Here is a 26,293-nt window from a genome sequence, read left to right as displayed (position 1 = left end):
ATCTTCTTATATTGAGCATGAAAATCTATGCCATTACAACAAATGATTTCATTTGTCCTAAACTTGATAAAAAAAGGAATTTTCAGGTTATTTTTAATCTTATCTGGCATTTGTTCTTTTTCTTGCAGTTCCCCCAATTCTCTTGAAATACCTTATGCCACCATTCCCTATCAGAATGAACCTGTTCAAAAAATCTGGGAATCTGTAGATACGCTTTCTTTGAATACCGGGATTATCAACAAAGGTATAAGCAAGTCACCCTGGTGGATCTACCTAAAATTCAACAATGAAAAGCCATTTGCAGAAACCTATTACCTAACTGTCAGAAACCCACATATCAATACCCTTGAAGTGTATTTTAACGGTGACTCAATTCCAGAGTTTGTACTTGGTGACAGGTTTCCTTTTCAGGAGAGGCCTATTGCCAATAGAGATTTAATCGTTCCTTTGGCCATGAGTGCCGGAGAAAACAGGGAAATTTTACTTTGGGTTGACAAATCAGGAGAGACACTGTTGCTACAACCTGAGATTCTTTCTGAATATGAATTTTTCAACAACATTTCCAGGGAAAATCTGCTCATGGGATTTATGATCGGCTGGATGTTGATCATGTTGGTTTTTGCCTGTTTCACTGCGGTACAACTCAAAGAGGCCGGTGCACTTTTTTATGCCCTCTTTATCATCAGCATCCTGTTTTGGTTTATCAGCCATTGGGGTATTGGTTTTCAATTCCTATGGCCGGAACAGACTTCCTGGACAGGTAAATCAAGGCCTTTTTTCAATCTGTTGACCAATGTTTTCTTTTTATTGCTATTGCTTAACTTTTTCCCGCCCCAAAGGAAAAACAGTAAACTGGTCTGGCTGCTCAAAATCTCCATTTTCCTGCATTTATACCTGATATGGGAGGTACTTACAAAAAATGAACTGGAAGTTCCCATAGTCAACAAAATGATTTTTCTCCGTTTAACTTTTGGCTTTTCCATTTTCCTTATCTTTCTGGTACTTATTTATTTATTGCGTCAGATCAAATTGAAAGTACCTTATGCTGGGTATTATCTAGCGGGAATTTCCATTTTGGTCCTGTCCAGTATTTTGACGCAACTCCATCAGTCAGGATTATCCCTTGGCCTGCCCAGCTTTATGTTTGATTTCGGTGGAGCCTTTGCCCTTCTTGGGGAAACCATCTTCATTACAGCCGCTTTTGCTAGCCGTACAGCCGATTTAAAGAGAGAAAAAGAAAGCTTAATGCTCAAAGTAGTCCAAAAAGAAAAAGAGCTGGCGGACCAATTGATTGAAGTTCAGGAACAGGAAAGAACACGCATAGGAAGGGACCTCCATGATACTTTGGGAGGGCAATTGGCCAGTATTTTTCTTTTGACTGACAAATTGTCTCAGGAGGTCCCTGCCGCTCAAAATCTGCAAAAATTGAGGTCCATGCTTAAAGAAAGTATTAAAGAAACAAGAGGACTAAGCCATGACCTGGCCCCTTCCCATTTGAATGAACTGGGCCTTCAGAAAGTATTGCAGAACAGATTGAGGTTTTTAGAGGAAAATCAAGGCCTATCCACCAATTTTTATTACCAAGTGGACACTAAGCTTTCCGAACAATTTGCCTTAATGATTTACCGCATCTGTGGAGAACTGCTGCACAATATCACCAAACATGCGAAAGCATCGGAAATTATGCTTCAGATTATCCAAAAAGATAATATATTGGAGCTTATTGTAGAAGATAATGGTGTAGGCATGAATAAAGAGGAAACCGATAAAGGAATTGGCTTGGCCAACATCAAAAACAGGGTGGCTTACATGAAAGGAAAAATGATTATAGATTCCAATTCCCATGGCACGACCATTATTATTGAATTACCTCTTGAATTGATTTAAAAAAATGGAAGAAAAAATCCGCCTGATACATATAGATGACCATTTGATTTTTCTTCAGGGACTAAGGTCCATGCTTGCTGAGAATCCTAAAATAGCGTATTTGGGAAATGCAGGAACTTTAGCAGATGGATTGAAACTGTTCCGCTCCATTAATCCTGATCTTGTACTCTTGGATTATTTCCTGCCAGATGGAAAGGGCCTTTCTTTAGCCCAGGAGTTTCTTTCTATTAATCCCGATATAAAAATTGTCATGCTGACCATGGAAGATCATCCTGACCTGATGGAAATATGCCGCTCTTTTGGCGTATTGGGCTTTCTCTCCAAAACAGTCGATAAACAGGAACTTTTTAAGGCAATTGATGAGGTCATGCAAGGAAAACCTTTTTTCCCCGAATCCCAAACCACAGGTTTGTCTTCTGCTGGAACAGGTGCCGAAGAAAAATTAGCGCTTCTCAGCATTAGGGAAAAACAGATTGCCTATTTGATTACAGAGGGTTATACATCAGCTGAAATATCCCAAAAATTGTTTTTGAGTCAGTTTACCGTCAATACCCATAGAAGAAATGTTTTGCACAAACTTGGACTGAGCAATACAGCCCAATTGGCAGCATTGATGGCTAAATTCAACAGTTGACCTTAAACCCAATCAAGGAATCACAGGAAAATCCCCATTGTCCTCTAGATCAAGATCCACTTCAGCCTGATGGCTTTCTTCAATATCGTGACGTCTAAAAAACCTGATCAATTCCTGTTCTACAAGCTGTAATGCTGACTGATCATCTCTATTCAGGCGCAGTTTTCTTCGGACTATCAGATTAAAAATTGGAACTCCCAATCTGCTGAGCGGAAATATTGGATCTTTGTAATCCGGTTTTTTTTCATTCAAGAGTATTTCCAGTCCCAAATCTGTAAATACAATAAAAAGAACCCTTGCATTTCCCTTGACACTTAAACATTCAATCGATTTACTATCCCAAAACAGTAAGGGTTTATCGAAAATCTCAAATGGCACCTCTTCAAATTCATCAAGCGCTCTTCCTGCATAATACAAAAACGGTTTTCCTAAAGGAATACCCAAAGAAGGGCCACTTTCATAAGTCCGGAGGCTTATTTCCTCATCTCTGTTATCAATATCCACCAAAAAATACCCCGATACAAAGGAAGCTAATTTATTGCTGGGTAAAATTACTTCTGATTGCATAATTTAAAAAGGGTTTGAAATTAGGATAAAAACAGCTTCAAGATAAGGATAATTTAAGATGCAAAAAATACCCCATACAGGGTATTTTTTTGTATGTCGAATCAAATATTCGGCAATTAAAAAAGGGAGACTTTCGCCTCCCTTTATCACTTTTTTCTGATGATCAATGGGTCACTTTGTTGACTTCAGCTTTTGCTTTTCTTGCCAGCTTGTCTACTTCATCGCTGACATCAGAAACCCTTTTGGTCAGGTTATCGAAGAAGCCATTGAGCTTTCCAGTAATATCATCAAGATATTCACCACCTTTTTTGGTGATTTTTTTCCTTGTATTTTCACCCTTGTCAGGGGCTACGAGTATACCGATTTGAATACCTACTGCTGCACCTACCAAGGCGCCCAAGATAAATTTAGTAGCGTTCATAGTTGTAATTTTTTTAAAGTGAACAATTAAGTAAAGATGTGGAGTACAGCGAGATTTTTCTCTCTGCTACCAGTTGAATTATATCAACTTCTATACCATTTATACGAAAAAATCAACCGTTCAGTTTTATTTTATGCTACTTTTTATGGTAATTGTTCTTACCGGATTGATCGGGTCATTGGAGAAAATAGTGATATGTTTATGGTCAATTCCTTTCCTTCCTTTGGTATCGAATTCAAAATCCAGATTTACCCTTTCACCAGGACGGATCAATTGGTTGGAAAGGTTCAGCTTCAAACAATCGCAATTCCCCATAATTTTTCTGATAACCAAATCCTCTTGCCCTCTATTGCTGACAGTCAGGCTTCTGTGTACTTTTCTACCAGAAGGAACCTCTCTAAAATCCACTTCATTTTCTGAGATGAAAATACGGGGAACGGTGTTTTCCATACTTTTGGGAACTGGTGAGAAATACTCGTACACCACTGATAGAATCCTCAAATCCAAGATTTCCCCTTCTTTTAGGTTTACCTTTACGCTTTCATCAAAAAAACCCAGGTCATGTTTTTTTTGCCCATCGTATTTTACCACCATCACCCCTCTTTTACCAGAAGGAATTTGCTCTGGCTCAAGCTGGAAATTTAAGTATTCTGGTACCTGGGGCTGTAAAGAGGAAAGAGATAGGACACCGGACCCAAAATTATGCACTTCAACATACCTTATTTTGGGTTCATTGGTAAAGACATTACCCATATTGATGCCCGGAAGTCTGAACCCAACCTTTCCAATTCTATAGGGGTATGCCATCTCTACGTTTTCAGGAACTGGCATATTCACACCTTCCAAAAACAGCGTATCCCCATAAATATCCTGATTGGTCCTAACAATGATCACCTTGGAAAACTCCCCCCCTCGATGGTCGGGGTCAAACCGAACCTGTATGTTTGCTTTTTGGGTATTTCCCAAAGTATCCTTGGTATAATCCACAGTGGTGCAGCCACAGTCAGTGATCACATCTGTAATAAAAATCCTGTCATCATTGAGATTGGTTGCCCTGAAAACTGCTTCAACCGGTCCGTTTTCTTCTAATACCGCACCAATTTGAACCGTTTTCTGATCCCAGGTCAAGAGTTTCCTTTCAAGTGTTTGTGCTTCAACCACTAAAGACCAGGAAATTAAAATAATTGTAAATAGACTGAAATTTCGGTACTGCTTCATAGGACAAATAACGTGAATTTTTGAGCGATTTATACCCTGAATTATTTATTTTGCGCCAAATTTTAAAAGAATGGCTAGAGTACTTACGGGAATACAGAGTTCGGGAAGACCCCATCTGGGAAATATCCTCGGGGCAATTGTCCCTGCTATTGAACTGACCAAAAAAGACAACAATGAGTCTTTTATTTTTATTGCGGATTTCCACTCCCTCACGACAATCAAAGACGGTGCATTGAGAAGGGAAAACACCCTTGCAGTAGCTGCAGCTTGGTTGGCTTTTGGCTTGGATATCAATAAGACAGTTTTTTACAGACAATCCATGATTCCAGAAGTGGCGGAACTTACCTGGTATTTGAGCTGCTTCACCCCCTTCCCCATGCTGGCCAATGCCCATAGCTTCAAGGACAAATCTGACCGCTTGGCGGATGTCAATGCCGGGCTGTTTACATATCCCGTTTTGATGGCTGCAGATATCCTTCTTTATTCTGCTAATATTGTTCCCGTGGGAAAAGACCAACTTCAGCATCTTGAAATCACCAGGGATATTGCCAATTCTTTTAACCATAAAATGGAGGAGGATATTTTTACCATCCCTGAAGCCAGGATATCTGAAGAGGTGATGATTATACCAGGAACAGACGGGCAGAAAATGAGTAAATCCTACAATAATTACATTGATATTTTCCTGCCTGAAAAAGAACTGAAAAAAAACATCAATAGCATCATTACGGATTCCACACCTTTGGAAGAACCTAAAGACCCTGATACTTGTAATGTCTTCAAGCTTTATGCGCTGGTGGCAGATCCTGAACAGACAGCTGAACTCAGGTCCAAATACCTCGCGGGCAATTTTGGTTATGGACATGCCAAAAAAGAATTCTTGGACCTGATCTTATCCAAATATGCAGAAGAAAGAAGGTTATTCGATTATTACATGTCCCATCCGTATGAGCTGGAAGCAAGATTAGCAGAAGGAGAAGCAAAAGCCCGTGTTATTGCCAAAGACATTCTTCATAAAGTAAGGGAAAAGTTGGGCTTTTTATAAAAAAATAAATGTCTTGGTTGTCATTCTTTTTGATTGATCAACCAAGACAAATTACCTTATCCGTCATGCTGAGATTTTAAAATTTGGCACCCTGTTCTGAAAACATAAAATTTTAAAATCTCAGGCTGAGGTAAATTCGGTTATTGACACCATGTAGACTATTTTTTTGCCACCCAAAGATCTTTCATGGATTTTCCGTTGATCTGAAGGACAAACCTTGCCGGATTGGGAATCAGAACTACGCGTACATCCATTTTGTCAAACTGTTCGGATTCTACTGGTACACCTTCCCTGCCAATTACTTCATAGGTTACTTTTCCTGAGGCATCAGGCATCTTGGTATGGTATTCATTGGCCAGGTAGGCCGATGGTAATAATACCTCGTTATCGGATTTTAATTGCGTATAGATTTTATCAAGAATGGCCTCTAATTCATCTCCATAATCATCATTAAAATCATCTTCAAGATCATGCATTTCTTCCTCGATGTCATCATAGGAAGCATCATCATAAGAAATTTTACTCAAAGCAATTCTTTTCTCTACAATGGCCGCTAGGTCCTCTTCCAGTTTTTTATAATCCATTTTACTTATTGGTTAAAATACGAAGGTATAGATTCTAAGGCCTTATTCCAAAAACCTAGCCCTATTCTGCCTTGATCGAAACACTTCCGCTTTTTAGCAAATAAGGGTAAATGACATATCTACCGTCCTTATCCTCAACTGATTCAAAAGTCAGCAATTTTCCATTTTGGGAAACCTGGATTTGAGTCCAGTTTTTTGGCAAGTAGGTTTTTAAATACAAGGTTTGGTCATACCAAAAGGGATCAAGATCGGATTGCAGATTGATTTCAACCAATTTGGCACTGGCAGACATGTGTACGGTGGAGGCCATTCTTTGTCTAAGGTATTTCGTCACTTCTGCAAAAGTTGCCACCCAAATATCATCTGATTTTGAGGCGATATACTGAAAATAATCCCTTATCCGTGTTTCGGGTATAGCTTCCCAACCGATGCCTTCAATACCATGAAAGACCAAAACCAACCAGGTATCATTCCTAGTCAGGATATCATCCACCCATGATTTCATCAGTTCAGGGCTGGTCTGGGACAAGGGCCCCCTCTGCCATTGGACGTACTCGGTTTCATAATCCTTTTTAGGATCAAATCTTCCTGAGCGGTTGATTTCTTCCAGCCAGGGTTCGGGCATCCTGTTGCGGGTAGCTGGAAACAAATCCAAAGCATATTCCATCACTCTCTCATTTTCTGTTCCAAAAGGACACTCAGCAGAAAACAAGAAGTCTTTGCCCAGTTCCCTTTCAATATCTTCCGCACACTTTTCCAGTTCAAACAAAAGGTTTTTCTCATCTAATACCGCTAGTCTTGGATGGGAAATGGTGTGGACACCAAACTCATGACCTCTGGCAGCATAGGATCTCAATTCATCCCATCCGATCATCGGACCATCAATAATCTGAGGGGCTTTCAATGTAGATATTTTCCCTTCCCTTGCCTTAGCAAATCCTTCATCAATCAATTGAAAAGCAGTTTCCTTTCTCCCTTGTTCAAATGCAGCCCCTGCCCTGTCGTGATAAGAAACCGCACCGGGCATATCCAAAAACCTAATTAATCCCGCCCTCTCAAATAAATTTTCCTCTGAAGTAGGTATTTGGGCTGTTTCTGCTATGATTGCCATAGGGTCTCTGCCCAGAAATTTTGCTTCCTGTTTTTGGCCGGGAATTTCTCCAGTATTGATATAAAATGTTCCCCTCATGCCAAACTCTTCCATGATGGGAAGCGCTACTTTAAACTGATTGTAGGTGCCGTCATCATAGGTCATGGAAATGGCAGCTTTCTTCCCCTGTGGCCATTTGAGGATTTGGGTAGAAAAACTGAGTTCCTGGGCATGAAGATCAAATGAAATGAGCAAAAGGATGAAAGAAGGGATAAGGAATTTCATTTTATTAAGGTTGTTAAAGGTTAATAATCTCGGATTCTAATTTATTGAGAACTACCTATCGATCTTCGAAATTAAAAAAAATGTGGCCCTGTTGACAATCTTTTTGATAGATGGAGAGTTTTGACTTAAATTGAGAATGTAACTTATCCTATTACCATGCAGAACTATAAGAACCATATCCGCTACTATCCTTTTCACCATTTTGTGATTACGCCTTTGACTTTGGTTTATTTGATATGGACTATAGTGAATGTTGTAAAAGCCCTTGGTTCTGGATTTGGGGTCAACGATCAGCTTTATCATCTGATAGGAGCCATTATTTTATTTCTTCTTCCGCTTTTGGCAAGAATCTATGCCCTGAAAAACCAGGACCGGATCATCAGATTGGAAATGAGGCAGCGTTATTTTGAATTGACAGGCACCTCGTTCCGTGAAAAAGAAAGGAAATTACGGCTTTCCCAAATCATTGCCTTAAGATTTGCAGGAGATAAGGAGTTACTGCCCTTAATTGATAGAGCCATCAAGGAAGGTATGAGATCCAAAGAAATCAAAAAATCAATAGAAAACTGGCAGGAGGACAGAAGACGTGTTTAAGTTTTTAATGGGGATTTTTTTTCTTTTCTTAATTGAAAGTGTGACAGCTCAGGAAGACATTGAAAAAATAGCAGTAAGACTGGCACAGGAACAGCTGGACGCTTACAATAACCGGGATATTGAGGCCTTTATTATTCCTTATGCGGAAGATGTAAAAGTATTCAACTTCCCCGATCAATTGCTCTATCAGGGAAGAGATGAAATGTATGGACTCTATGGCCGCATGTTTTCCCGTACTCCTGATTTACATTGTAAACTTGTCAACAGGATGGTGATGGGAAATACCGTAATTGATCAGGAAGAAGTGACCATCAACAAGGAAGAACCTCCTTTTAAAGCTATTGCCATTTACAAAATCAGAGGGAATAAAATTGCTGAAGTATACTTTATAAGGGATGAGCAATAGACTAAGGGAATGAGGAACGGATAGGGTGTCATTGGGAATGTAGAATTTGAAATGAAGAACTATGAATGAGGTATAAGGTGGGACTTAGAAAGAAATTTCACCTTATTCCTCAAGATCTCCCAATACTTTAATCGAATGGGCCATTGCCCTGAACTGATGGTAATTGGCTTTCCAGATATGTCCTTTGTCAGCAGTTTTCATTTGTGGTTGTTTGTCCAATCCGCCTGGATACCAATCCCCATGCTCATGGTCTATCAGGTACTTTTGGATATAATCCCATTGTTGTCGGAATTTGCCGAAATAATCCTTTTCATCATCAGGAAAATAGGTAGATAATACCAGAAGTGCATTCATACCCTCGGCCTGTGCCCACCAGTTTTTGGAATCCTTGATAATCTCAGGGAATTTTTCTCCTTTAAAATAATAGCCTTCGTCATAAAATCCTCCAAGATCATTGTCCCACCCGTAATTCAAAGCATGGTCTATCATTTTCTTGGCTTGTTTGATGGTCTTTTCATCATCCCCCCAACCAAGAGCATGGGCACTTTCAATCAGGAGAAAACCCGTCTCCACATCATGCCCAAAGGAAACATGATCCAGATTTTTATGCCTGAGAATGGTTTCCCTATCAGCATCCTTAAATGTTACTGGTGTCCAATCAGGTTCAAAGAACAGAACCAAATAGCCCTTTTCATGGGTTATGGTATCCCTTACCAATAAAAGCATTTCTTCCAGCCTTTCTTTTAATAAAGGGTCTTTCCAAACATGGTAAAGTTCGGTAAAGGCTTCCAAAAGATGGATGCTGCTGTTCTGGTCTTTGTATCCCAAATCAGAAGTAGAAGGGGTATCGGCTTTCCGCTGAACCGGATTTCCCCCTTGGTCCAGGTGCTGAAAATAGCCTTTATGAACAGGATCATGGCTATGGTTTTCCATCCAACGGAAAGCCTGTATGGCAAGCTCCAGTCCGGCAGAGTCCCCTGTGGCCTCAAAATAGGCAGCCAGGGCATAAATACCAAAGCTGTTCCCATAGGCCGTCTTCATGGTCGATTTTTCCAATAAAGGGTTTCCATACCGATCTACCAATTGAAAAAAAACGCCATTTTCCTTATCCCACATCTTATCCTTTAGAAACTTAAAACCATGCTCTGCAGCGAATTTAAAATGCTCATCTTCAGGATACCTCAGTGCAGCCTTGGAATTGGACCAAAGGTGTCTGGCCTGTGTCACGATCATTTTTTCCTGAGGACTGTCTTTTAATTGAAAATCATAGGTAAAATCACTGAAATATCCCCCAGCCTCCCAATCTACTGCTTTTGGATACCAAGTATTCAATAAGTTCTCTTTAAGGGATTTTTCCAAAGCGGATTTCAGCAGCTGGCTTTCTGAGGATGTATCCGCTGCCTTATTACATCCAAATAAAAAGAAAATGGCCAAAAAGTTTGGGAAGAAAAGGTTATGTTTCATTGCTTTGCTGTTTATTGGATTATTTATTGGATTCCAGGATCATGGATGCGGCTTTTTCACCAATCATAATACTGGCAGCATTGGTATTGCCGGAAATAATGGTCGGCATGATGGAAGCATCTGCAATTCTGAGGCCTTCAAGCCCATGCACCTTTAATTTACTGTCCACAACTGCCATATTATCCTGTCCCATTTTGCAGGTGCCAACAGGATGATACAAAGTTTCCAGGCTTTTTTTGATGTGCTCTTCCAAATTTTCATTGTCAAACCTTTTTGGAAAGTAGACATTACCCTGAAGGTATTTTTGAAAGGCTTTAGCTTCCAGTACCTCCTTGGCTTTTAATATTCCTTTTTTGAGGACTTCAAGATCCCGTACATCGGACAATACATTGGGCTGAATTAAGGGAGCATCAAGTGGATCTGCTGATTTTAGCCCAACATATCCCCGGCTTTCTGGCCTGATCAAAATAACCAATATTCCCACCCCGCTTTTTTTGGGATAGGTAGAAACATCATAGATATCTGTGCTGTAATCCTCTTTGACACCGGAAGGCGCAAAATGAAATTGTAAATCCGGCCGTATCAATCCTTTATTGCTTGCCAGAAAAGCATTCGCTGTCAAGGGACAATTTCCCAATGCTCCTTTTTTGAAAAGTAAATGCTGGAAGAGCGCCAGGACTTTATTCATTGGTTTGAGCACATCATTATTGGTAGGTACATTGACCCATGCCGTAACCCCTGACCATACATGGTCTATAAGGTTAAGTCCCACTCCACGAAGTTGATGTTTGACATCAATCCCAAAAGTTTTGAGGTAAGCACCATCACCAATCCCTGACAACAATAAAATCTGTGGAGATTGAATGGCACCTGCACTGATTACAATTTCTTTTCTGCAGTTGAAAACTTCCTTTTCTCCATTTTTCAAAATCACTTCAACCCCAGTGGCCTTTTTGTTTTCAATCAGTATCCGGGAGACTCGGGTTGAGGTTTTGACTTTAAGATTTTCCCTTCCAAGGACCGGGGTCAAAAAAGCTGCTGCAGTGCTGTGCCGTATGTTGTTTTTGATGGTAAACTGTAACAAGGAAGCCCCAAATTGCTCTGCCCCATTGTATTCTTCATTATGCGGAATCCCTTTTTCATTGCAGGCCTGTATAAACACATTTCCCAAAGGATGGGGCTGCCTGGAATAGCTTACGTGCAAAGGCCCGTTTTTTCCATAAAACCTCCCCTGAAAATCCTCATTGTGCTCTGATTTGATAAAATAGGGTAAAACCTCTTCATAAGACCATCCTTGATTTCCAAGGGATGCCCATTCATTGAAATCTTCCTTATTTCCTCTGACATAGGCCATCGCATTGGTACTGCTGCTTCCGCCCAAAACCTTTCCCCTGGGAATAAAAAGCCGCCTGCCATCCAAGTGTTCCTGAGGCTCTGTCCAAAAAGCCCAGTCAACCTCTGAGCGGTGCAATTGGGAATAAGCTCCGGGAATATGGATTTCGGTTTTTTTATCTTTTTCACCTGCTTCAAGAAGCAGCACCGTATTTCTTCCATTTTCGCTAAGCCGGTTGGCCAAAACGCAGCCTGCTGAACCTGCACCTATAATGATGTAATCAAAAGTCATAAAAGGAAATGGGTTTATTTCCTCTGAAAATAGAAAATATGGTTGGAATAATAAACTTTTGCCGAATTTTTAGGGAATTGGATGTGAATGTTGGATATAAAATTTGTAAGAATTGAAAAAAAAGCTCCATGAAATCACTTCCATGGAGCCTAATACCTATTTTCTTCTTGTCGATGAAAAAAATTCGGTTTATAATTAAAACAGATCAATTAGCCTTGACCCAAAGACTTCTCATGCATTTCTTTGATTTTCCTTCTTAGGATTTTTCCCACGTTGGTTTTGGGCAGTTCGTCTGCAAAGTACACTTCTCTTGGAACCTTGTAATTGGTCAGTTCATTACGGCAATGGGCAATGATTTCCTCTGCCGTCACAGACTTATCCTTAGGAACTACATAAGCCACCACCTTTTCTGTTGATTTATCATCCGGCATACCAATCACCCCTGTTTCCAAAACTTTAGGATGCATAGCAATGGCATTTTCTACTTCATTGGGATAAACATTAAAACCAGAAACAAGGATCATTTCTTTTTTCCTGTCCACAATTTTCACAAACCCATCCTCATCAATTACAGCAATATCCCCGGTCTTGAACCATTCCCCATCCATGACCTTAGCAGTTTCATCCGGCCTGTTCCAATATCCGCGCATTACCTGAGGCCCTTTGATACACAATTCACCTTTTTCTCCTGTGGGCAGGTCATTTCCGTTATCATCGATTACTTTGACGTCTGTATTGGGAAGTGGTATACCAATGGTTCCAATCCTTTCTGTCCCATCAATCGGGTTACATACCGCCACTGGAGATGTTTCCGTCAGACCATAGCCCTCGGCAAGCGGAGTACCTGTGACTTTCTCCCACTTTTCAGCAGTAGCTTTCTGTACGGCCATTCCACCTCCTACAGCGACTTTCAATGAACTGAAATCCAGCTTTGTAAATGCTTCCTGATTGAGCAATCCGTTGAACAAGGTATTTACGCCGATGATTACTGTAAATTTATGTTTCTTTAATTCTTTAATAAAAGCAGGCATATCTCTTGGATTGGTAATTAGAACATTATGCGCTCCGATGTTCATCATGGCAAGACAATTTACCGTCAGGGCAAAAATATGATAAAGAGGTAATGCTGTGATGACAATTTCTTCCCTGTCTTTGAGTTTGGGTTTCATCCAGGCTGATATTTGCTGCATATTGGCCACAATGTTGCCATGCGTAAGTTCAGCGCCTTTGGATATACCCGTGGTACCTCCTGTATATTGCAGGAAAGCAGTGTCTTCCAGTTTCATTTCTTCCCTTTTGAATTTGGAAGCATCGGCGGATCCCATCATTTTTTTCCAGGAAATGGCCCTTGGAAGGTTATAGGGAGGGACCATTTTCTTGATTTTCTTGACAACAAAATTGACAATGCTACCTTTTACAGCGCCCAACATATCCCCAAGTTCGGTTATGATCACATGTTTGGCCTGGATTTCATGCCTGATTTTTTCCAGGTTACTGGCAAAGTTGGCCACAATGACTATGGCATCCACTCCTGCATCCTCAAACTGATGCTTCATTTCCCTTGGGGTATAAAGTGGATTGGTATTGACCACCACCATACCTGCTCTCAAAGTACCAAAAAGTGCCACGGGATATTGAAGGCAGTTTGGCATTTGAATGGCTACCCTATCCCCTTTTTTCATATTCAGGTCATTCTGAAGATAAGAAGCAAATTTCTTGGAAAGTTGGTCCACCTCATTGAAAGTGATGGTCTTGCCCATGCATTCATAGGCTATGGCATCTCCAAACTTTTTAACACTTTCTTCAAAAAGGTTAACCACAGAGCTATATGCCGTAACGTTAACTTCAGGATCCACTTCAGATGGATAAAATTTAAACCATGGGAAATTATGCATAAGCGTTGATATTATAGGTTGATTTTGGATTTTCTATTAACGGGACTAAATATAAAGCATAATTGTTTGTTTCTAAAAACAAAAAACCACTTTCCATGAACTGAAAAGTGGTTAATTTGGTACATGAGCTACTTTTTTAGCTTAATAATTTTCTCACGATCAGTTCTTTCATGATTTCGTTGGTACCTGCATAAATTCTTTGTACCCTGGCATCTGCAAAAGCCCTCGCCACAGGATATTCCCACATATAACCATAACCTCCGTGCAATTGCACACATTCATCAGATACCCAACACTGAAGCTCCGTCAACAGGTATTTCGCAGAAGAGGCTATGGCAGAATCCACTTTTTTATCATTGTGCAGCATGACTAACTGATCGGCATACATTCGGCCCTGCTCCAACTTTGCCCCCATCTCTGCCAATTTGAACCTGGTATTCTGAAACTCAGAAATACTTTTCCCAAAAGCTTTACGCTGTTGCACATAATCCAAGGTTGACAAAAACGCAGATTCTGCAAGCGCAACCGCAGCTAAACCTACAATCAATCTTTCCTGGGCAAGTTCGGTCATCAAATATTTAAATCCTTCCCCAACTTTCCCCAAAAGATTTTCCTTGGGCACTTTGACATCTTCAAAAAATAGCTCACAGGTATCCTGTGCATGCAACCCTACTTTTTCAAAGGGGACACCTTTAGAAAAACCCTCCATGTCCTTATCCACTATGAATAAACTTATTCCTTTTGCCCCTTGGCTTGGGTCTGTCTTTGCAGCCACCACCACCACATCCGCCAAATAGCCATTGGTGATGAATGTTTTGGAGCCATTGATCAGGTAATGATCTCCCTTGTCCACAGCAGTGGAGCGTATGGCTTGAAGGTCACTACCCGCTCCAGGTTCTGTCATGGCTACAGCCGAGATCAGGTCCCCACTGATCATACCCGGAATGTATTTCGCTTTTGCTGCTTCTGTACCATAGTGAAGGATATAGGGAAAAACAATATCATTGTGCAGAGGATAGCCAATGGCAGGCCCGGAGCAACCGCTTAATCCCAATTCTTCTACAAAAATAGCGTTGTACCTGAAGTCTTGTATATTTAATCCCCCGTACTGCTCAGGTGCCTGAATACATAAGAATCCATTCTCTCCGAGCTTTTTCCAAGATTCACGGGAAACCATCTTATTTCTTTCCCATTCCGCATTATAAGGCGTGATTTCTTTGGCAATAAAATCTTTTAAAGATTGACGGAACATCTCATGTTCCTCATTGAAAATTGTACGGATTACAGAATACATCTTATTTGGGTTTATATCAATTCAAAATTTAATCCTGTAAACCAACAGGATAACTCTAATGATTGGCTTAAAATTAATAAAATCATACCTGTATACCAATAAAAATTTGGAAAACCAAAACCTATTAAAATAAAAAAAGAGGGGTTGATGTTCCCCTCTTTTTTTTGAATTGAAAGGTCAATTCCAAGGCTTTCTGGGTAATTTTTCGTCCCTTTGGGCCGTATGGTATACCATGGAAGCTATAATCACAGCGGCCTGGGTCATGTCTGAGAACTGCATCCTTTCGTAAACATCCATATTGGTATGGTATCCTTTACCATAATCAATTGGATCCTGAATAAACTGGAACCCAGGTATTCCCACCGCATCAAAGGGAACATGGTCAGTAGATCCGGTATTTCTTCTTGTCACCGTATTCGCACCCATTTCATGGAAAGGCTTGAACCACTCCTCGAAAATAGGAACCAGCATATCATTTCCTTCCAGGTAAATACCACGGATCTTTCCTGAACCGTTGTCCAAATTATAATAGGCAGAAATCTTATCCCATTCAGCTTTTTTCTCTTTGGTATTCCTGTCTGCTACATATTTCTGAACATATCCTCTGGAACCGTATAGCCCTTGTTCTTCTTCACCCCATAAAGCAATGCGGATAGTTCTTTTCGGTTGAACACCCAATGCTTTTAAAATCCTGATAGCCTCCATCATGACAGCTACACCTGCAGCATTGTCATTGCCGCCTGTACCGGCATGCCAGCTGTCCAAATGTGCGCCCAACATGACAATTTCAGAACGGAGGTTTCTGTCTGTTCCGGGGATTTCAGCCAATACATTGTACCCTTTATAATCATCATCCAACCATTCCACATCCACTTCGGCTTCGATTTTTACAGGTATCCCTTTCTTGATCAACCTATAAATCCTTCCGTAGTGCTCAGAGGCAATCTCCAACTCAGGAACGGTTGGCTGCTTATCTGTGCTAAAGGAACCTGCTCTGGTATGAAAGACGGTTCCAAAATTCCCTCTGGTTCCGGTAATTCTCAGTCCAACTCCTTCGGCCAATAAAAATTCGTTGAGTTTTTGGTCAAGGGCTCGCTGTGCGCGTAATTGGGCCAACATTTCAGGGGTATACCTTCCTGTTCTTCCTCCGATGGTAATATTCTTCCTTTCTTCCAAATCAGCATCGGTCAGTCTTCTTGCCTCCGGTTCAAAAGCAGGGCCCGATTCCAAGTTGGCAGGTGTCATGACCACTTTACCCTTCAATTTTCCTTTGTAAAGATCAAAATCTGCTTCTGAGTTAATTTCCAACAGCATAACTTCTTCTTCAATTAAGCCATTGGTGCCATTAGTCCAAGCCTTTGGATAACCAATGATCTGCGCATAGTAAGGTGCCTTCATGGCGATGTAAGATTTTTTCACATTCCAGCCCCTGCCAAAATCCCCGTAGGAATCAATGCGGACATTGCTTAAGCCCCATTCCTGGAATTTCTCAGCTGTCCATTGTCTTGAATTGCGCAGGTTGGTAGAACCAGAAAGTCTGGGACCTAAGAAATCTGTCAGATAAAAAGAAAGTTCCTGAATTTGGGAATTTCCAATGCCTTCGGATTTGATCCGGTAAACCATTTCCAGATCCAACTTTTCCTGCGCAAAGACAAGGGAAAAGCCCAAGATCCAGATTAAAAAGAAAGCAGTCAGTTTTTTCTTTGGATTCATCATAAAACTTTGTTTGGGTTTTGATTCCGATTTGATGGATCAAAAATGAAAAAGAAACTGAAAGAAAACATGCCACCTGTATAAAAAACAAAAAAATCCGGCCAAAAGATCAGCCGGATTCTGGTTAAAAGTGGTTTAGGGAAAATCAAAAAATTCTTGACTTACCTTTCGCATCGGTCACTTGTACCGAAACATCATTGGCTTTAAAATTCCTGAAAGAATAGATTTTGGAAAAGGCTCCTGTCTGCATGATTTTTTCTTCAAAAATCTTCTTACCGCTGCGGTCTGCTATGGCAACTGTCACACCCGGTTCATCCAATCCAATCACCGTAAGTTTGATGGAATCATCATCAAGGTTTTTACGGTAAGCCATCAAGGGTATTTCCTCTTTAGTCAATTTCCTTTCCAAATCAAAGACAGCGACCTCTGGCTCCAAACCTTTGTTGTTGGCCTCAATTTTCAACTGATATTGTCCTACCGGTAGCTCGGAAAGGTTGTAAGGTACCATCACATCATTTTTCACAAAAACAGTTTGCTGATGTAACTTCTTACCTTGCAGATCCAAAACTTCCAGTCTGACTTTTCCCAATCCTTCTTTCAGGATTACCTTTACACGGTTGTTGCTATTGCTGACCTCGGTCAAAGCTTCAACACTTTCATCTCCTGCATTGGCAAAACCGCTCAAACCTAGTGTTGCGATCAATGCCATAGTTAAAATCTTTTTCATATTGTGGTTATTTAAGTTGGTACTATCCTTTATTCATGATCTGTACCAATTCAAAAAGTGGCTTTGAACAGGTAGCAAAAAAAATCCTCGACCATCTCAAAAAACACTTATTCATTATTTGCAGGAAGTTTTCAAAAAGTGAAAAACCCAGGTAAACTTGTTCCGGGAACGAACAATCTTTTATTCTTTTGTTTGACCAGCGGACAAATTGATCCAGATTCCTTCATTTTTCAACACCCCTTTCAGGTTGCATGCTTATTCCAGATTTGTAAAAAAATAATTTTGATTTTTTTTTTTTTTGCTGATGCCAAAAATCAAACTCAAAAAATAACCTGTACGGTAGCGCACAGGTTGTGTATTGTATCGGGCATCTTTTCAAGCTTCCAAGAGTTTTTGCTTCAGGGATTTAACCCTTTCTGATATTGTCAAATTGGCAATATCAAGATTTTCTGAAGTAGCCCTAAGAAAATCAAGAACAGCCCCTGAGTGGTCAGTAGATTTCCCTTCTTTGATGGTCACATAACGCATTGTGGTCCATAACACCGTTTTGAGTTCTTTTTTCGTATCATCTGTCATGTAATACTCCAATACCACCGTATTGTGATTATACCAAAGCAGGCGGCTCATGATCCGGACCCATTCACCAACCCTTGCCGGTCTGACATAAGAAATGTTGTGATTGTACACCACCCAAGCTGCTTTATATTTATGGATCATATCAATCATTTCCAAGCCATAGAGTTTGGGGACCTGATCCTCCCTGGCATTAAAAAAATAATCAAAGTATTTGGCATTGTTCAGGTGTTGAAGGGGATCGCAATCCTGAAAGCGGATGACGACCCTGCTTTCTGTCTCTTTTGGATAGTGTTTTTCCGGGTTGTATTCAAACATGGCTGGATAAAATTTTCCCAAAGTTAATCAATTAAAAGTTTCGATTAAAAACTCAAGTTTGCCAGCTATTGGATAAATTAGCAGGTAATGGAAAAAATGAATTTGGATATCAATTGTGATTTAGGGGAAGGATTGGATAATGATGCCTTACTTATGCCCTTGATCCAAAGTTGTAACATTGCCTGCGGAGGCCACACGGGAGATGAAGACAGCATGGTGGCCACTCTTTTATTGGCTAAACAATTCAAAGTCAAACCAGGCGCTCATCCCTCCTATCCTGACCGGGAAAATTTTGGTAGAAAAGTAATAGACATATCATTGAAAGATCTCAGAGAAAGCCTTTCCCAGCAAATCAGAAGTTTTCTGAATATTTCCCTTTGCATTCATCATCCCATGCACCACATCAAACTGCACGGAGCCTTGTACAATGAGGCTGCAAAGCACCCTGAATTGGCTGAAATGGTTACGGAATTGATAAAATCTAGTTTCTCAAATGCCATTTTGTATTGTCCTCCTCATTCAATACTCGAAAAAATGGCCAGGGAAAAAGGATTAGCTGTCATGCTCGAAGTATTTGCAGACAGGAATTACCTTCAGGATTATAGCCTGGTTCCCCGTAGCCATCCCCAAGCTATAATCACCGATCCCAATTTGGCTTTGGCCCATGTTGAAAACATGGTCATTTACAAAAGGATAATAACCCTGGACGGCGCAGCAATCCCCATCCAGGCAGACACCCTGTGTATTCACGGTGACAACCCGAATGCCTTCGAAATCTTGAAAAGCCTAAGAAAAAACCTTACCTTTTAAGAATGGATATCCGTTTTTTTAGAACACATAGCAAGTTGGTAGAATTTATCTGGCCCCCTTTGATTTCTGAGGAAATATTACGGGCTTTGATCAAGGTCCAATATTATCTGGAAAAGGAATATGGGGAAGGAATAAAGGAGATCAGAAAAGGATACCATACCCTTTCTTTAAGGCTTCAAGAAGATATTTCGGAACAGGACTGTCAAGACTTAATTGAAGAGTTTAAACGTATTCCTGCTGAGCCGCAAGATGAAGATGCTGCCAAAACCTGGACAATACCCGTATTATATGGCGGTGAATTTGGGAAAGACCTGGATCAGCTGGCAAAGATCCATAAACTCAAAGCAGAGGATGTGGTTCAAATGCACAGTGAAAATGTCTATACTTTACATTTCTACGGATTTCTCCCGGGCTTTATGTACTTGGGCGGACTGAATCCCCATTTGTACACCAAAAGAAAAGAAAGACCAGAAAGATTGATTCCCAAAGGAACTGTGGCCATTGGAGGACAGCAAACTGGAATATATCCACAGGAAAGCCCCGGAGGATGGTATGCCATAGGTTCATGCCCGATCCCTCTTTTTGATATCCAAAAAAATCCTCCGGTATTTGCCAGAGTGGGTGATTTGATTAGGTTCAAGCCAATCGATTTGGATACTTACAGGCAAATTAAAGAACAGGTTCAACAAGGGAATTATAAACTGAAAAATGATTAAAATCCCCTCTTATATCCATTTTACGAAGCCCGGACTAATGACGAGTATCCAAGATCTCGGACGTTTCAATCTTGCCCAGTTCGGAATCCCTTATTCGGGAGCCATGGACCGGTATTCCCTTGCCCAGGTAAATTTCTTATTGCAAAACAAAAAAGGGGCATCAGTCCTTGAAATGGCCAATTTGGGACCTGAAATGGTATTTGAAAGACCAACCAGAATTGTTTTTGCGGGCGCTGAAGCGGAAATCATTTGGAATAAAAAGAAAAACATCAAAAATGGGCAAATCCTTGAAATTGAAGAGGAAGATGTGATCAAAATCAAAAACTTCAAGAAAGGACAATGGCTATATATGGGGATTCAAGGCGGCTTTGAGACTGAAGAAGTGGCAGGGAGCAAAAGCTGGTACCCAAATATCACCCCTAGGGACAAAATCATCAAGAATGATTCCATTTGCTACCTATCAGAAGAAGAAAGGTTTTATCCTTCAGTGGAACCCAAAGCTAAAGTTAGATCCGATTGGTATGGAAACCACCAGATCCATGTTTACCCCGGACCAGAATGGCATCTGCTTCCCCATCTCCTACAAAATCGCATCCTGAAAAAATCGTTTACCATTTCTGATCTGATCAATAGAATGGCTTATCAACTCAAAGAAGAAATAGCCAATGATTTACCCCAGATATTGACTGCTCCGGTCTATCCCGGAACAGTTCAGCTTACCCCAGGAGGTAACCTGATCATCTTGATGCGGGACGCACAGGTCACAGGAGGTTATCCCAGGATATTGCAGGTGGACAATTTTTCATTGAATGTCCTGAGCCAAAAAAGAGCTGGTGACAAAATAAAATTTAGCATTTTGTAATATATTAAGGCTTTTAAATGAAAAAAATCACTTTAACCATGAATCAGGAGCTTGAAAAGCAGATTACAGCGCAGGGTATGTCCCTGGAGAATGTCAAGGAACAATTAAAAAACTTCCGGGAAGGCTTCCCATTCCTTCCGATTGTGGAAGCTGCCACCATTGGGAATGGCATAAAAGTTTTCTCAGACACGGAAATTAAATATTACCAGGATACTTATCCTTCAAAAATCGCAAAGAAAAAAATCGTGAAATTCGTTCCGGCAAGCGGTGCGGCTTCACGAATGTTTAAAGACCTATTTTCCTTTTTGGAAGGTGACGGGGATATTTCCAAAAGTGCTTTTGTTCAGAAATTCATCCAACAAATAGACCGCTTTGCCTTTTATGATGACCTGGACGCAAGTCTTCAAAAAGCTGGCTCTAGTCTGGCAAAAGCATTGGGTAATAAACAATATCAATTGATTATCAAACATTTACTGAGTGAAGAAGGCCTTGGCTATGGGCAACTTCCAAAAGGACTACTTAAATTCCATCATTACGCTGACCATGACAGGACTCCAACTTATGAGCATTTTGTAGAAGGGTATCTCTATGCTTTAGGTGCAGGAAAAACCGTCAGGTTACACTTCACAGTTTCTCCGGAACATGAAGAGAAATTCAAAGCAGAGGTGGCGTCCATTCAGCCCAAGCTGGAAAGGGAATTTGATGTGAAGTTTGATGTGTCCTATTCCCAACAAAAAAAATCAACTGACACCATTGCGGTAAATATGGACAATACCCCATTTGTGGATGAAGATGGTTCGGTACTTTTTAGGCCAGCAGGCCACGGGGCATTATTGGAAAACTTAAATGACATCGATGCTGATATTATATTCATCAAAAATATTGATAATGTCGTACCTGATCGTCTCAAACCAACAACAAAAGACTATAAAATCGCTATTGGGGGATTATTGTTGGATGTTCAGGAAAAAGTCTTCGGTGCCCTCAAAAGACTGGATGCTTCCAAAGATGAATCCGCTGTAAAATTGGCAGAAGAGGTCTTCACAAAAGATTGCAGTGGCAAGCTTCCTGAAAGCTATCAAAAAATGAGCTGGGATGAAAAGGCTTGTTTCCTTCATGGTAAGTTAAACCGCCCCCTTAGGGTTTGTGGAATGGTGAAGAATACGGGGGAACCCGGAGGAGGACCTTTCTGGGTGAAAGAAGATGATGGTTCACTTTCTTTACAGATTGCCGAAACCGCCCAAATAGATCTATCTGACCCAAAACAAAAACAGATTTTGCAATCTTCTACCCATTTCAACCCTGTGGACCTGGTCTGTGCCACGAAGGATTATAAAGGTCAGAAATTCGACCTTTTGAAATTCAGAGACATGAGGACAGGTTTTATCACAGAAAAATCAAAAAGTGGAAGGGCCTTGAAAGCCCTGGAATTGCCAGGCCTTTGGAACGGATCCATGGCAGGATGGAATACCATATTTGTAGAGGTGCCACTGATTACTTTTAATCCCGTAAAAACTGTCAACGATTTATTAAGAGATGAACATCAGAACTAAAGGTAAAGTTTCAACAATCTGGCATTGGTAGGCAATACGGATACAGCAAAAATCAAAATCCCACAAGTTCATTTTTGTGGGATTTGTTTTTTGAGGAAATCAGATGTTTAAAACATACTATCCAGCTTTTTCAATTGTTCCTTGAGGTAATCCTTCAACTCCTCTCCTTCCAATACCTTGATTTCTCCGGGAAGTCCCAAAATGAATCTGGCCAAACCCGGAAGCTGAGGAATTTTGCCCTCAAAAAAGTATTGGTTTCTATTTTTTGTATAAGTAAATGGCTTGGCATCAGGATATTCTTCCATCATCAATTGGAAAGCTTTTTTGCTTAATTTGAGATGGACCGGAAACTGGCTTTTGCCAGAAAACCCGAATAAACCCTGTTCTAATGGCTGGTGAAGGGATTGGTATTTGAAGGGCTTAGATGTTAATAGCACCTCGCCTATCCTTTCGATTTTGAATAACTTCATTTCCTTACTTTCTACTTCAAGGGCATAAATGAAATCAAAATTGGTGGTGAATGCCACCGGTTCGATCAACCTGTCTGACACAGAATCAGAGCTCAGAGAATAATAATCATGTAAAATAACCTGGTTTTCATCCTTGATGGCCTTGGAAAGCAAGTCTACAGAAATACCCAATTTGGCATTGAACAGCTGGTCCACGCTTTGACGAAAATCAGAGCGGATATTGATTTTTTGAAGGATGGATTCTTTTAATAAGTTCTTTTTTCCCGATTTACTGATGACCTGGTTCAAAAATTCAATCTCCTCATCATTGAAAGTACCGAATGAAAAAGCTTCAGGATGCTCTACACGGTCCACTATCCGAAATTTGGAATGCTTCTTTTCAATCTCAAAACCCAATGCTTCCAATAATTTAAAATATCGGTAAATTGTCCTGGGATCCGTGTCTAAAGATTCTGCCAATTTATGTACGGGCTTGCCTATGTTCCCTCTCAATAAGTTGATCAAGCGGAAATCCCGTAAAATTTTCTGTTGATCTATGCTGTTTGATTTTGCCATTTTCTATATCAATTGGCAAAATATAGGGAATTTCTGAGTTGCTTGGAAAATTTAAGACACAAAATGTCTTGAAAATTTCACCAAGAAGATTTTCTCTTTCCGGTCGCGAATACACGGTTTACATTAAAACCCAATCTAAACTGATCACCTGGGGCCCCATTTCCCCCGGCCAATAAGTATTGCTCATTCAATAGCTGAGAGGTTACAAAATACATTTGAAATACATGTCCGCCAGCTTCCAGATCAATTCCAAAACCTATATTGTTTCTTAAGTCATTGTTCAAATTAGGTATCCATTGCATGGTAAGGGAGCTTTTTCCGCTGATTTTATACTTCCCGCTCAGGCCTAGGGCCAAGTAAAGGTTTTGATCACCTTCAATTAAAAATATGGGATTGGGATCGACAAAATAGGCCATCAACGGTGAAACCTGCAGGCTCAGTTTTTCAGAAAATTTCCTGGCAGCCATTACCTGAAAGGCAAAACTGCTTCGCTCACTAAAACTCGGATTCTCTGATTGTAAAAACCTGTAATCGGCAGTATTTACCCCAGCTCCTCCCATAAAAGACAAGGAAAGCGGCATTTTATTGTCCTGGGTCTGCTTGAGCATATGACATCTACCATAAAGGTTATACACTTTGTCTCTGCTTTGCCTGGTTGCTCCCAGTGAAAATTTCTCACTAAAAGCATATTCAAAACTCAACTGGATTACTGCCCCATTATCCAGACCAAAAAGATTTTGGATGCCACCCTCCAGGGGACCAAAAGTATGCATAATGGAAAAATGAAGTGTATTGTTATCCAGCGGTTCTACGGTCAAAAGATTGATATTTCTAGGAGCATGAAAAACCAGCTCCACTTCCTGGGATTCCGTGGCTAATTTTCTTTCCAATTGAGCCTGTGCGCCAAAAGAAAGCCCAAATAAGCAAAGGTTGAAGAGTAAAAACTTGTTCATATTGTGGTTGGGTTATTTCTTCTTGAGGACAGCATCGATTTTGACTATCTGCTCTTCAGCCAGCTCATAAAACATTACCTTAGGGATAGATATTTTGTAATCGCTAAGCAATACTTTAAAATCTGCTGTGAGGCTCAGTTCCTGTGAAGAAATCATTTTAAGCTTTCCAGGAACTTCTATTTCCCGCTCAACTCCATGTATTTTGAATTTTCCTTTAGCAAGGACTTGTCTTTCCTGACCAAGCTCCAAACTTGGAATCTCCTGTATTTTTCCTGTAAACTCAGCAAAAGGATACTTTTTTGTTTCCAAGTAATTCTCCCTCATATGCCTGTCCCTCAATCCAATACCGGTTTTTAAGGTGTTGAGATCCAGATAAAAGTCCAACAAGTTTTTATCTAAATCAATTAGCCCCTGCAGTAAATCTGATTTTCCTTCAAATTCGCTCAGTGAAGCCTTGGAAATAAAAACTACATTGCCTTGTTCAGTCAAAAATTGTTGGGCATAAATTTTTGATAAACCAAAAAGGGCAAAAAAAAAAATATGTGTATCCGCATTACTGCACGTAAGGATGAACAGCTGCAACAATCAGTCTGTCAAATAACCTTTCTCCAAAATATCTTCGGTTAAGCTTATAGACAAATTCATTGAGGTAGTTCTGTAAATATTTATACGTGATCATGTGATGTATTCCCAAGAGATTTCTTTTTAGGTTACTGATTCCCTTATGTACCCATTTTAGGGTTTCATTGACACTTACTTTATCTGAAACGACCATATAATGTGTGTCAACAATATCTGCAATGTCAACATAGGCTGTGTTTTTGTCGGTAAACAGGACGATATCTCCAGCTGCATTCTTCTTAATGAATTTGTTGACATGATCTGCATCCACTTTTCCGATTACTTCCATTTTATAATAGCCACATGCCCTGTCCTTCTTTCCAGTTTTGGGATCTTCAAGAGGGGTAGATTCAGCAGCAACAGCTACTTTTGCCTGTCTTTGGCTACCTTTTCCTCGTTTAAGATGCTGTTTTACCTGTTTTGGAGTTGCAACTTCTACAAAGCATTCATCAAACTCAATCATGTCATTTAAGATATACAGGGAATCCCTTTTACCCATCATGGCACGTATCTTATGCATCAGTCTGAAGGCAGTGTCATACCTTGACAATCCAACCTGCCTTTGGAATTCAAGACAGGAAAAGCCCTTCTTAGTAGCTGACATGAAAATAAAAGCCAACATCCAGGTGTGAAGAGATATCTTACTGTTTTCCATTACTGTTCCACTTTTTAGGGAGCTCCTCCTTCTGCATTGACTGCACTCAAAGAATTTTCCACCACTGAACCAGTAATGCTTGGTAATGGATTTGCAGCTTTTACAGCATATGCCTGCCTTTTCTCTGCTCTCTTTGATATAAATTTCGCAGCTTTCTTCATCTGGAAAGTATTGTAGAAATTGAAGTATCGTCATAATGTTTCCTATTTTTATACAAGAAACAACAGCGGATGCCAATCTACAACTATTTGACACTTACTGTCAAATTTTGTCACGTGCATTCAAGCGGATACACATAAAAAGAAATGAGCAGGATTTTTTTTGGCAAGAATCTCATCCAAAATCAACGGTAAGTGTCCGGCCGTTTAAAGTAGTAGGAAAGCTTGTAAGAGGTCGGATAGCGGGACCATTCACCACTGATCCATCCGTATTGAACCTGGAACCATGACAGGTACATGTAAAAACATTATTGGAGAACGTCCAATTTCTATCACAATTGCTATGTGTACAAACAGAAGTCAAAGCACTGAAACGATTGTTACCTATATTCACGATAAGCACTCTGGCAGAAGTAACCAAAGCCCAGCCTCCCTGATTGTTCAATGCTGTAGCCTCATCCAGGTTTACAATCACCTGATTCCCTTGTACACTGATACCAGTACTCGGTGCTTGCGGTAAACCAGGGGTATCATCATCTTCTGAACATGAAGTAAAAAGGGTCTCTTGTTTAATTCTTAATTGACTGAAAGTCAATTAAAT

At 40.3% G+C, this 26,293-nt stretch carries 26 protein-coding genes; 9 read left to right on the top strand and 17 right to left on the bottom strand.

Annotation, left to right across the window (positions count from 1 at the left end; genetic code table 11):
• Positions 1–27: 27 nt before the first annotated feature.
• Positions 28–1,887 carry a sensor histidine kinase gene (locus BC751_RS14925; RefSeq protein ID WP_130276352.1) on the top strand — a complete coding sequence of 620 codons (1,860 nt, stop codon included), beginning with the start codon at positions 28–30 and terminating at the stop codon, positions 1,885–1,887.
• 4 nt (positions 1,888–1,891) lie between these two features.
• Positions 1,892–2,521 carry a response regulator gene (locus BC751_RS14920; protein ID WP_130276351.1) on the top strand — a complete coding sequence of 210 codons (630 nt, stop codon included), beginning with the start codon at positions 1,892–1,894 and terminating at the stop codon, positions 2,519–2,521.
• Between the two features lie 12 nt (positions 2,522–2,533).
• Here BC751_RS14920 and BC751_RS14915 read toward each other — a convergent pair whose 3' ends face one another.
• From BC751_RS14915 to BC751_RS14905, 3 genes are all read right to left on the bottom strand, one after another.
• On the bottom strand, positions 2,534–3,088 hold the full coding sequence (locus BC751_RS14915; RefSeq protein ID WP_130276350.1) for a hypothetical protein: 555 nt from the start codon (positions 3,086–3,088) through the stop codon (positions 2,534–2,536).
• A gap of 163 nt (positions 3,089–3,251) precedes the next feature.
• Positions 3,252–3,509, bottom strand: a complete 258-nt coding sequence (locus BC751_RS14910; protein WP_130276349.1) for a YtxH domain-containing protein — start codon at positions 3,507–3,509, stop codon at positions 3,252–3,254.
• A 126-nt stretch (positions 3,510–3,635) separates the two neighbouring features.
• The gene (locus BC751_RS14905) at positions 3,636–4,727 is read right to left on the bottom strand and encodes a DUF1573 domain-containing protein (RefSeq protein ID WP_130276348.1); all 1,092 of its coding nucleotides are present in this window, start codon (positions 4,725–4,727) and stop codon (positions 3,636–3,638) included.
• 70 nt (positions 4,728–4,797) lie between these two features.
• Between BC751_RS14905 and trpS the strand changes: the two genes are divergently transcribed.
• Complete coding sequence (gene trpS / locus BC751_RS14900) at positions 4,798–5,772, top strand: tryptophan--tRNA ligase (protein WP_130276347.1); 975 nt, start codon at positions 4,798–4,800, stop codon at positions 5,770–5,772.
• Between the two features lie 158 nt (positions 5,773–5,930).
• Here the strand turns inward: trpS and BC751_RS14895 are convergent, their stop codons facing one another.
• Both BC751_RS14895 and BC751_RS14890 read right to left on the bottom strand, forming a co-directional pair.
• Positions 5,931–6,356, bottom strand: a complete 426-nt coding sequence (locus BC751_RS14895) for a hypothetical protein (protein WP_130276346.1) — start codon at positions 6,354–6,356, stop codon at positions 5,931–5,933.
• Between the two features lie 61 nt (positions 6,357–6,417).
• Positions 6,418–7,731 (bottom strand): polysaccharide deacetylase family protein, encoded by a 1,314-nt coding sequence (locus tag BC751_RS14890; protein WP_207226893.1) that lies wholly within the window; start codon positions 7,729–7,731, stop codon positions 6,418–6,420.
• A 156-nt stretch (positions 7,732–7,887) separates the two neighbouring features.
• Here BC751_RS14890 and BC751_RS14885 point away from each other — a divergent pair, with 156 nt between their 5' ends.
• Complete coding sequence (locus BC751_RS14885; protein ID WP_130276345.1) at positions 7,888–8,325, top strand: DUF6526 family protein; 438 nt, start codon at positions 7,888–7,890, stop codon at positions 8,323–8,325.
• On the top strand, positions 8,318–8,731 hold the full coding sequence (locus BC751_RS14880; protein WP_242617488.1) for a nuclear transport factor 2 family protein: 414 nt from the start codon (positions 8,318–8,320) through the stop codon (positions 8,729–8,731). Before BC751_RS14885 ends, BC751_RS14880 begins: the two co-directional genes overlap by 8 nt.
• Positions 8,732–8,833: 102 nt before the next feature.
• Here BC751_RS14880 and BC751_RS14875 read toward each other — a convergent pair whose 3' ends face one another.
• From BC751_RS14875 to BC751_RS14845, 7 genes are all read right to left on the bottom strand, one after another.
• Complete coding sequence (locus BC751_RS14875; RefSeq protein ID WP_130276344.1) at positions 8,834–10,195, bottom strand: AGE family epimerase/isomerase; 1,362 nt, start codon at positions 10,193–10,195, stop codon at positions 8,834–8,836.
• Between the two features lie 19 nt (positions 10,196–10,214).
• Entirely contained in the window at positions 10,215–11,819 is a 1,605-nt protein-coding gene (locus BC751_RS14870; RefSeq protein WP_130276343.1) for a GMC family oxidoreductase, read from the bottom strand.
• A 209-nt stretch (positions 11,820–12,028) separates the two neighbouring features.
• Positions 12,029–13,714, bottom strand: coding sequence for an AMP-binding protein (locus BC751_RS14865; protein ID WP_130276342.1), 1,686 nt, complete (start codon positions 13,712–13,714; stop codon positions 12,029–12,031).
• Between the two features lie 136 nt (positions 13,715–13,850).
• The gene (locus BC751_RS14860) at positions 13,851–15,008 is read right to left on the bottom strand and encodes an acyl-CoA dehydrogenase family protein (protein WP_130276341.1); all 1,158 of its coding nucleotides are present in this window, start codon (positions 15,006–15,008) and stop codon (positions 13,851–13,853) included.
• Positions 15,009–15,185: 177 nt separating this feature from the next.
• Complete coding sequence (locus tag BC751_RS14855) at positions 15,186–16,724, bottom strand: M20/M25/M40 family metallo-hydrolase (RefSeq protein ID WP_242617487.1); 1,539 nt, start codon at positions 16,722–16,724, stop codon at positions 15,186–15,188.
• A 142-nt stretch (positions 16,725–16,866) separates the two neighbouring features.
• The gene (locus BC751_RS14850) at positions 16,867–17,448 is read right to left on the bottom strand and encodes a DUF3244 domain-containing protein (protein WP_130276340.1); all 582 of its coding nucleotides are present in this window, start codon (positions 17,446–17,448) and stop codon (positions 16,867–16,869) included.
• 375 nt (positions 17,449–17,823) lie between these two features.
• Positions 17,824–18,339: an acyl-CoA thioesterase gene (locus BC751_RS14845; protein WP_130277597.1), complete on the bottom strand. Its 516-nt coding sequence runs from the start codon at positions 18,337–18,339 to the stop codon at positions 17,824–17,826.
• Positions 18,340–18,426: 87 nt separating this feature from the next.
• Here BC751_RS14845 and pxpA point away from each other — a divergent pair, with 87 nt between their 5' ends.
• The 4 genes from pxpA to BC751_RS14825 are packed head-to-tail and all read left to right on the top strand — an operon-like array spanning position 18,427 to position 22,280.
• Positions 18,427–19,149 carry a 5-oxoprolinase subunit PxpA gene (gene pxpA, locus BC751_RS14840; protein ID WP_165389845.1) on the top strand — a complete coding sequence of 241 codons (723 nt, stop codon included), beginning with the start codon at positions 18,427–18,429 and terminating at the stop codon, positions 19,147–19,149.
• A 2-nt stretch (positions 19,150–19,151) separates the two neighbouring features.
• Complete coding sequence (gene pxpB / locus BC751_RS14835; protein WP_130276339.1) at positions 19,152–19,865, top strand: 5-oxoprolinase subunit PxpB; 714 nt, start codon at positions 19,152–19,154, stop codon at positions 19,863–19,865.
• The gene (locus BC751_RS14830) at positions 19,858–20,727 is read left to right on the top strand and encodes a 5-oxoprolinase subunit C family protein (RefSeq protein WP_130276338.1); all 870 of its coding nucleotides are present in this window, start codon (positions 19,858–19,860) and stop codon (positions 20,725–20,727) included. The genes pxpB and BC751_RS14830 overlap by 8 nt, the downstream gene beginning before the upstream one ends.
• 38 nt (positions 20,728–20,765) lie before the next feature.
• A complete protein-coding gene (locus tag BC751_RS14825; RefSeq protein ID WP_130277595.1) occupies positions 20,766–22,280 on the top strand; it encodes a DUF4301 family protein in 1,515 nt (504 codons plus the stop codon).
• A 107-nt stretch (positions 22,281–22,387) separates the two neighbouring features.
• Here the strand turns inward: BC751_RS14825 and BC751_RS14820 are convergent, their stop codons facing one another.
• The 5 genes from BC751_RS14820 to BC751_RS14800 form a co-directional block, all read right to left on the bottom strand.
• Entirely contained in the window at positions 22,388–23,305 is a 918-nt protein-coding gene (locus BC751_RS14820; RefSeq protein ID WP_130276337.1) for a helix-turn-helix transcriptional regulator, read from the bottom strand.
• A gap of 77 nt (positions 23,306–23,382) precedes the next feature.
• Positions 23,383–24,258 (bottom strand): DUF5777 family beta-barrel protein, encoded by an 876-nt coding sequence (locus BC751_RS14815; RefSeq protein ID WP_130276336.1) that lies wholly within the window; start codon positions 24,256–24,258, stop codon positions 23,383–23,385.
• A 12-nt stretch (positions 24,259–24,270) separates the two neighbouring features.
• Complete coding sequence (locus BC751_RS14810) at positions 24,271–24,747, bottom strand: YceI family protein (protein ID WP_242617486.1); 477 nt, start codon at positions 24,745–24,747, stop codon at positions 24,271–24,273.
• Between the two features lie 64 nt (positions 24,748–24,811).
• Positions 24,812–25,729: an IS1595 family transposase gene (locus tag BC751_RS14805; RefSeq protein ID WP_130273971.1), complete on the bottom strand. Its 918-nt coding sequence runs from the start codon at positions 25,727–25,729 to the stop codon at positions 24,812–24,814.
• A 138-nt stretch (positions 25,730–25,867) separates the two neighbouring features.
• Entirely contained in the window at positions 25,868–26,287 is a 420-nt protein-coding gene (locus tag BC751_RS14800; RefSeq protein WP_130276335.1) for a QcrA and Rieske domain-containing protein, read from the bottom strand.
• Positions 26,288–26,293: the final 6 nt, after the last annotated feature.

Origin of the sequence: Cecembia calidifontis (genome assembly GCF_004216715.1) — a bacterium.
In the GTDB taxonomy this organism is placed as follows: domain Bacteria; phylum Bacteroidota; class Bacteroidia; order Cytophagales; family Cyclobacteriaceae; genus Cecembia_A; species Cecembia_A calidifontis.
This window is presented reverse-complemented; position numbering and strand designations above follow the sequence as displayed.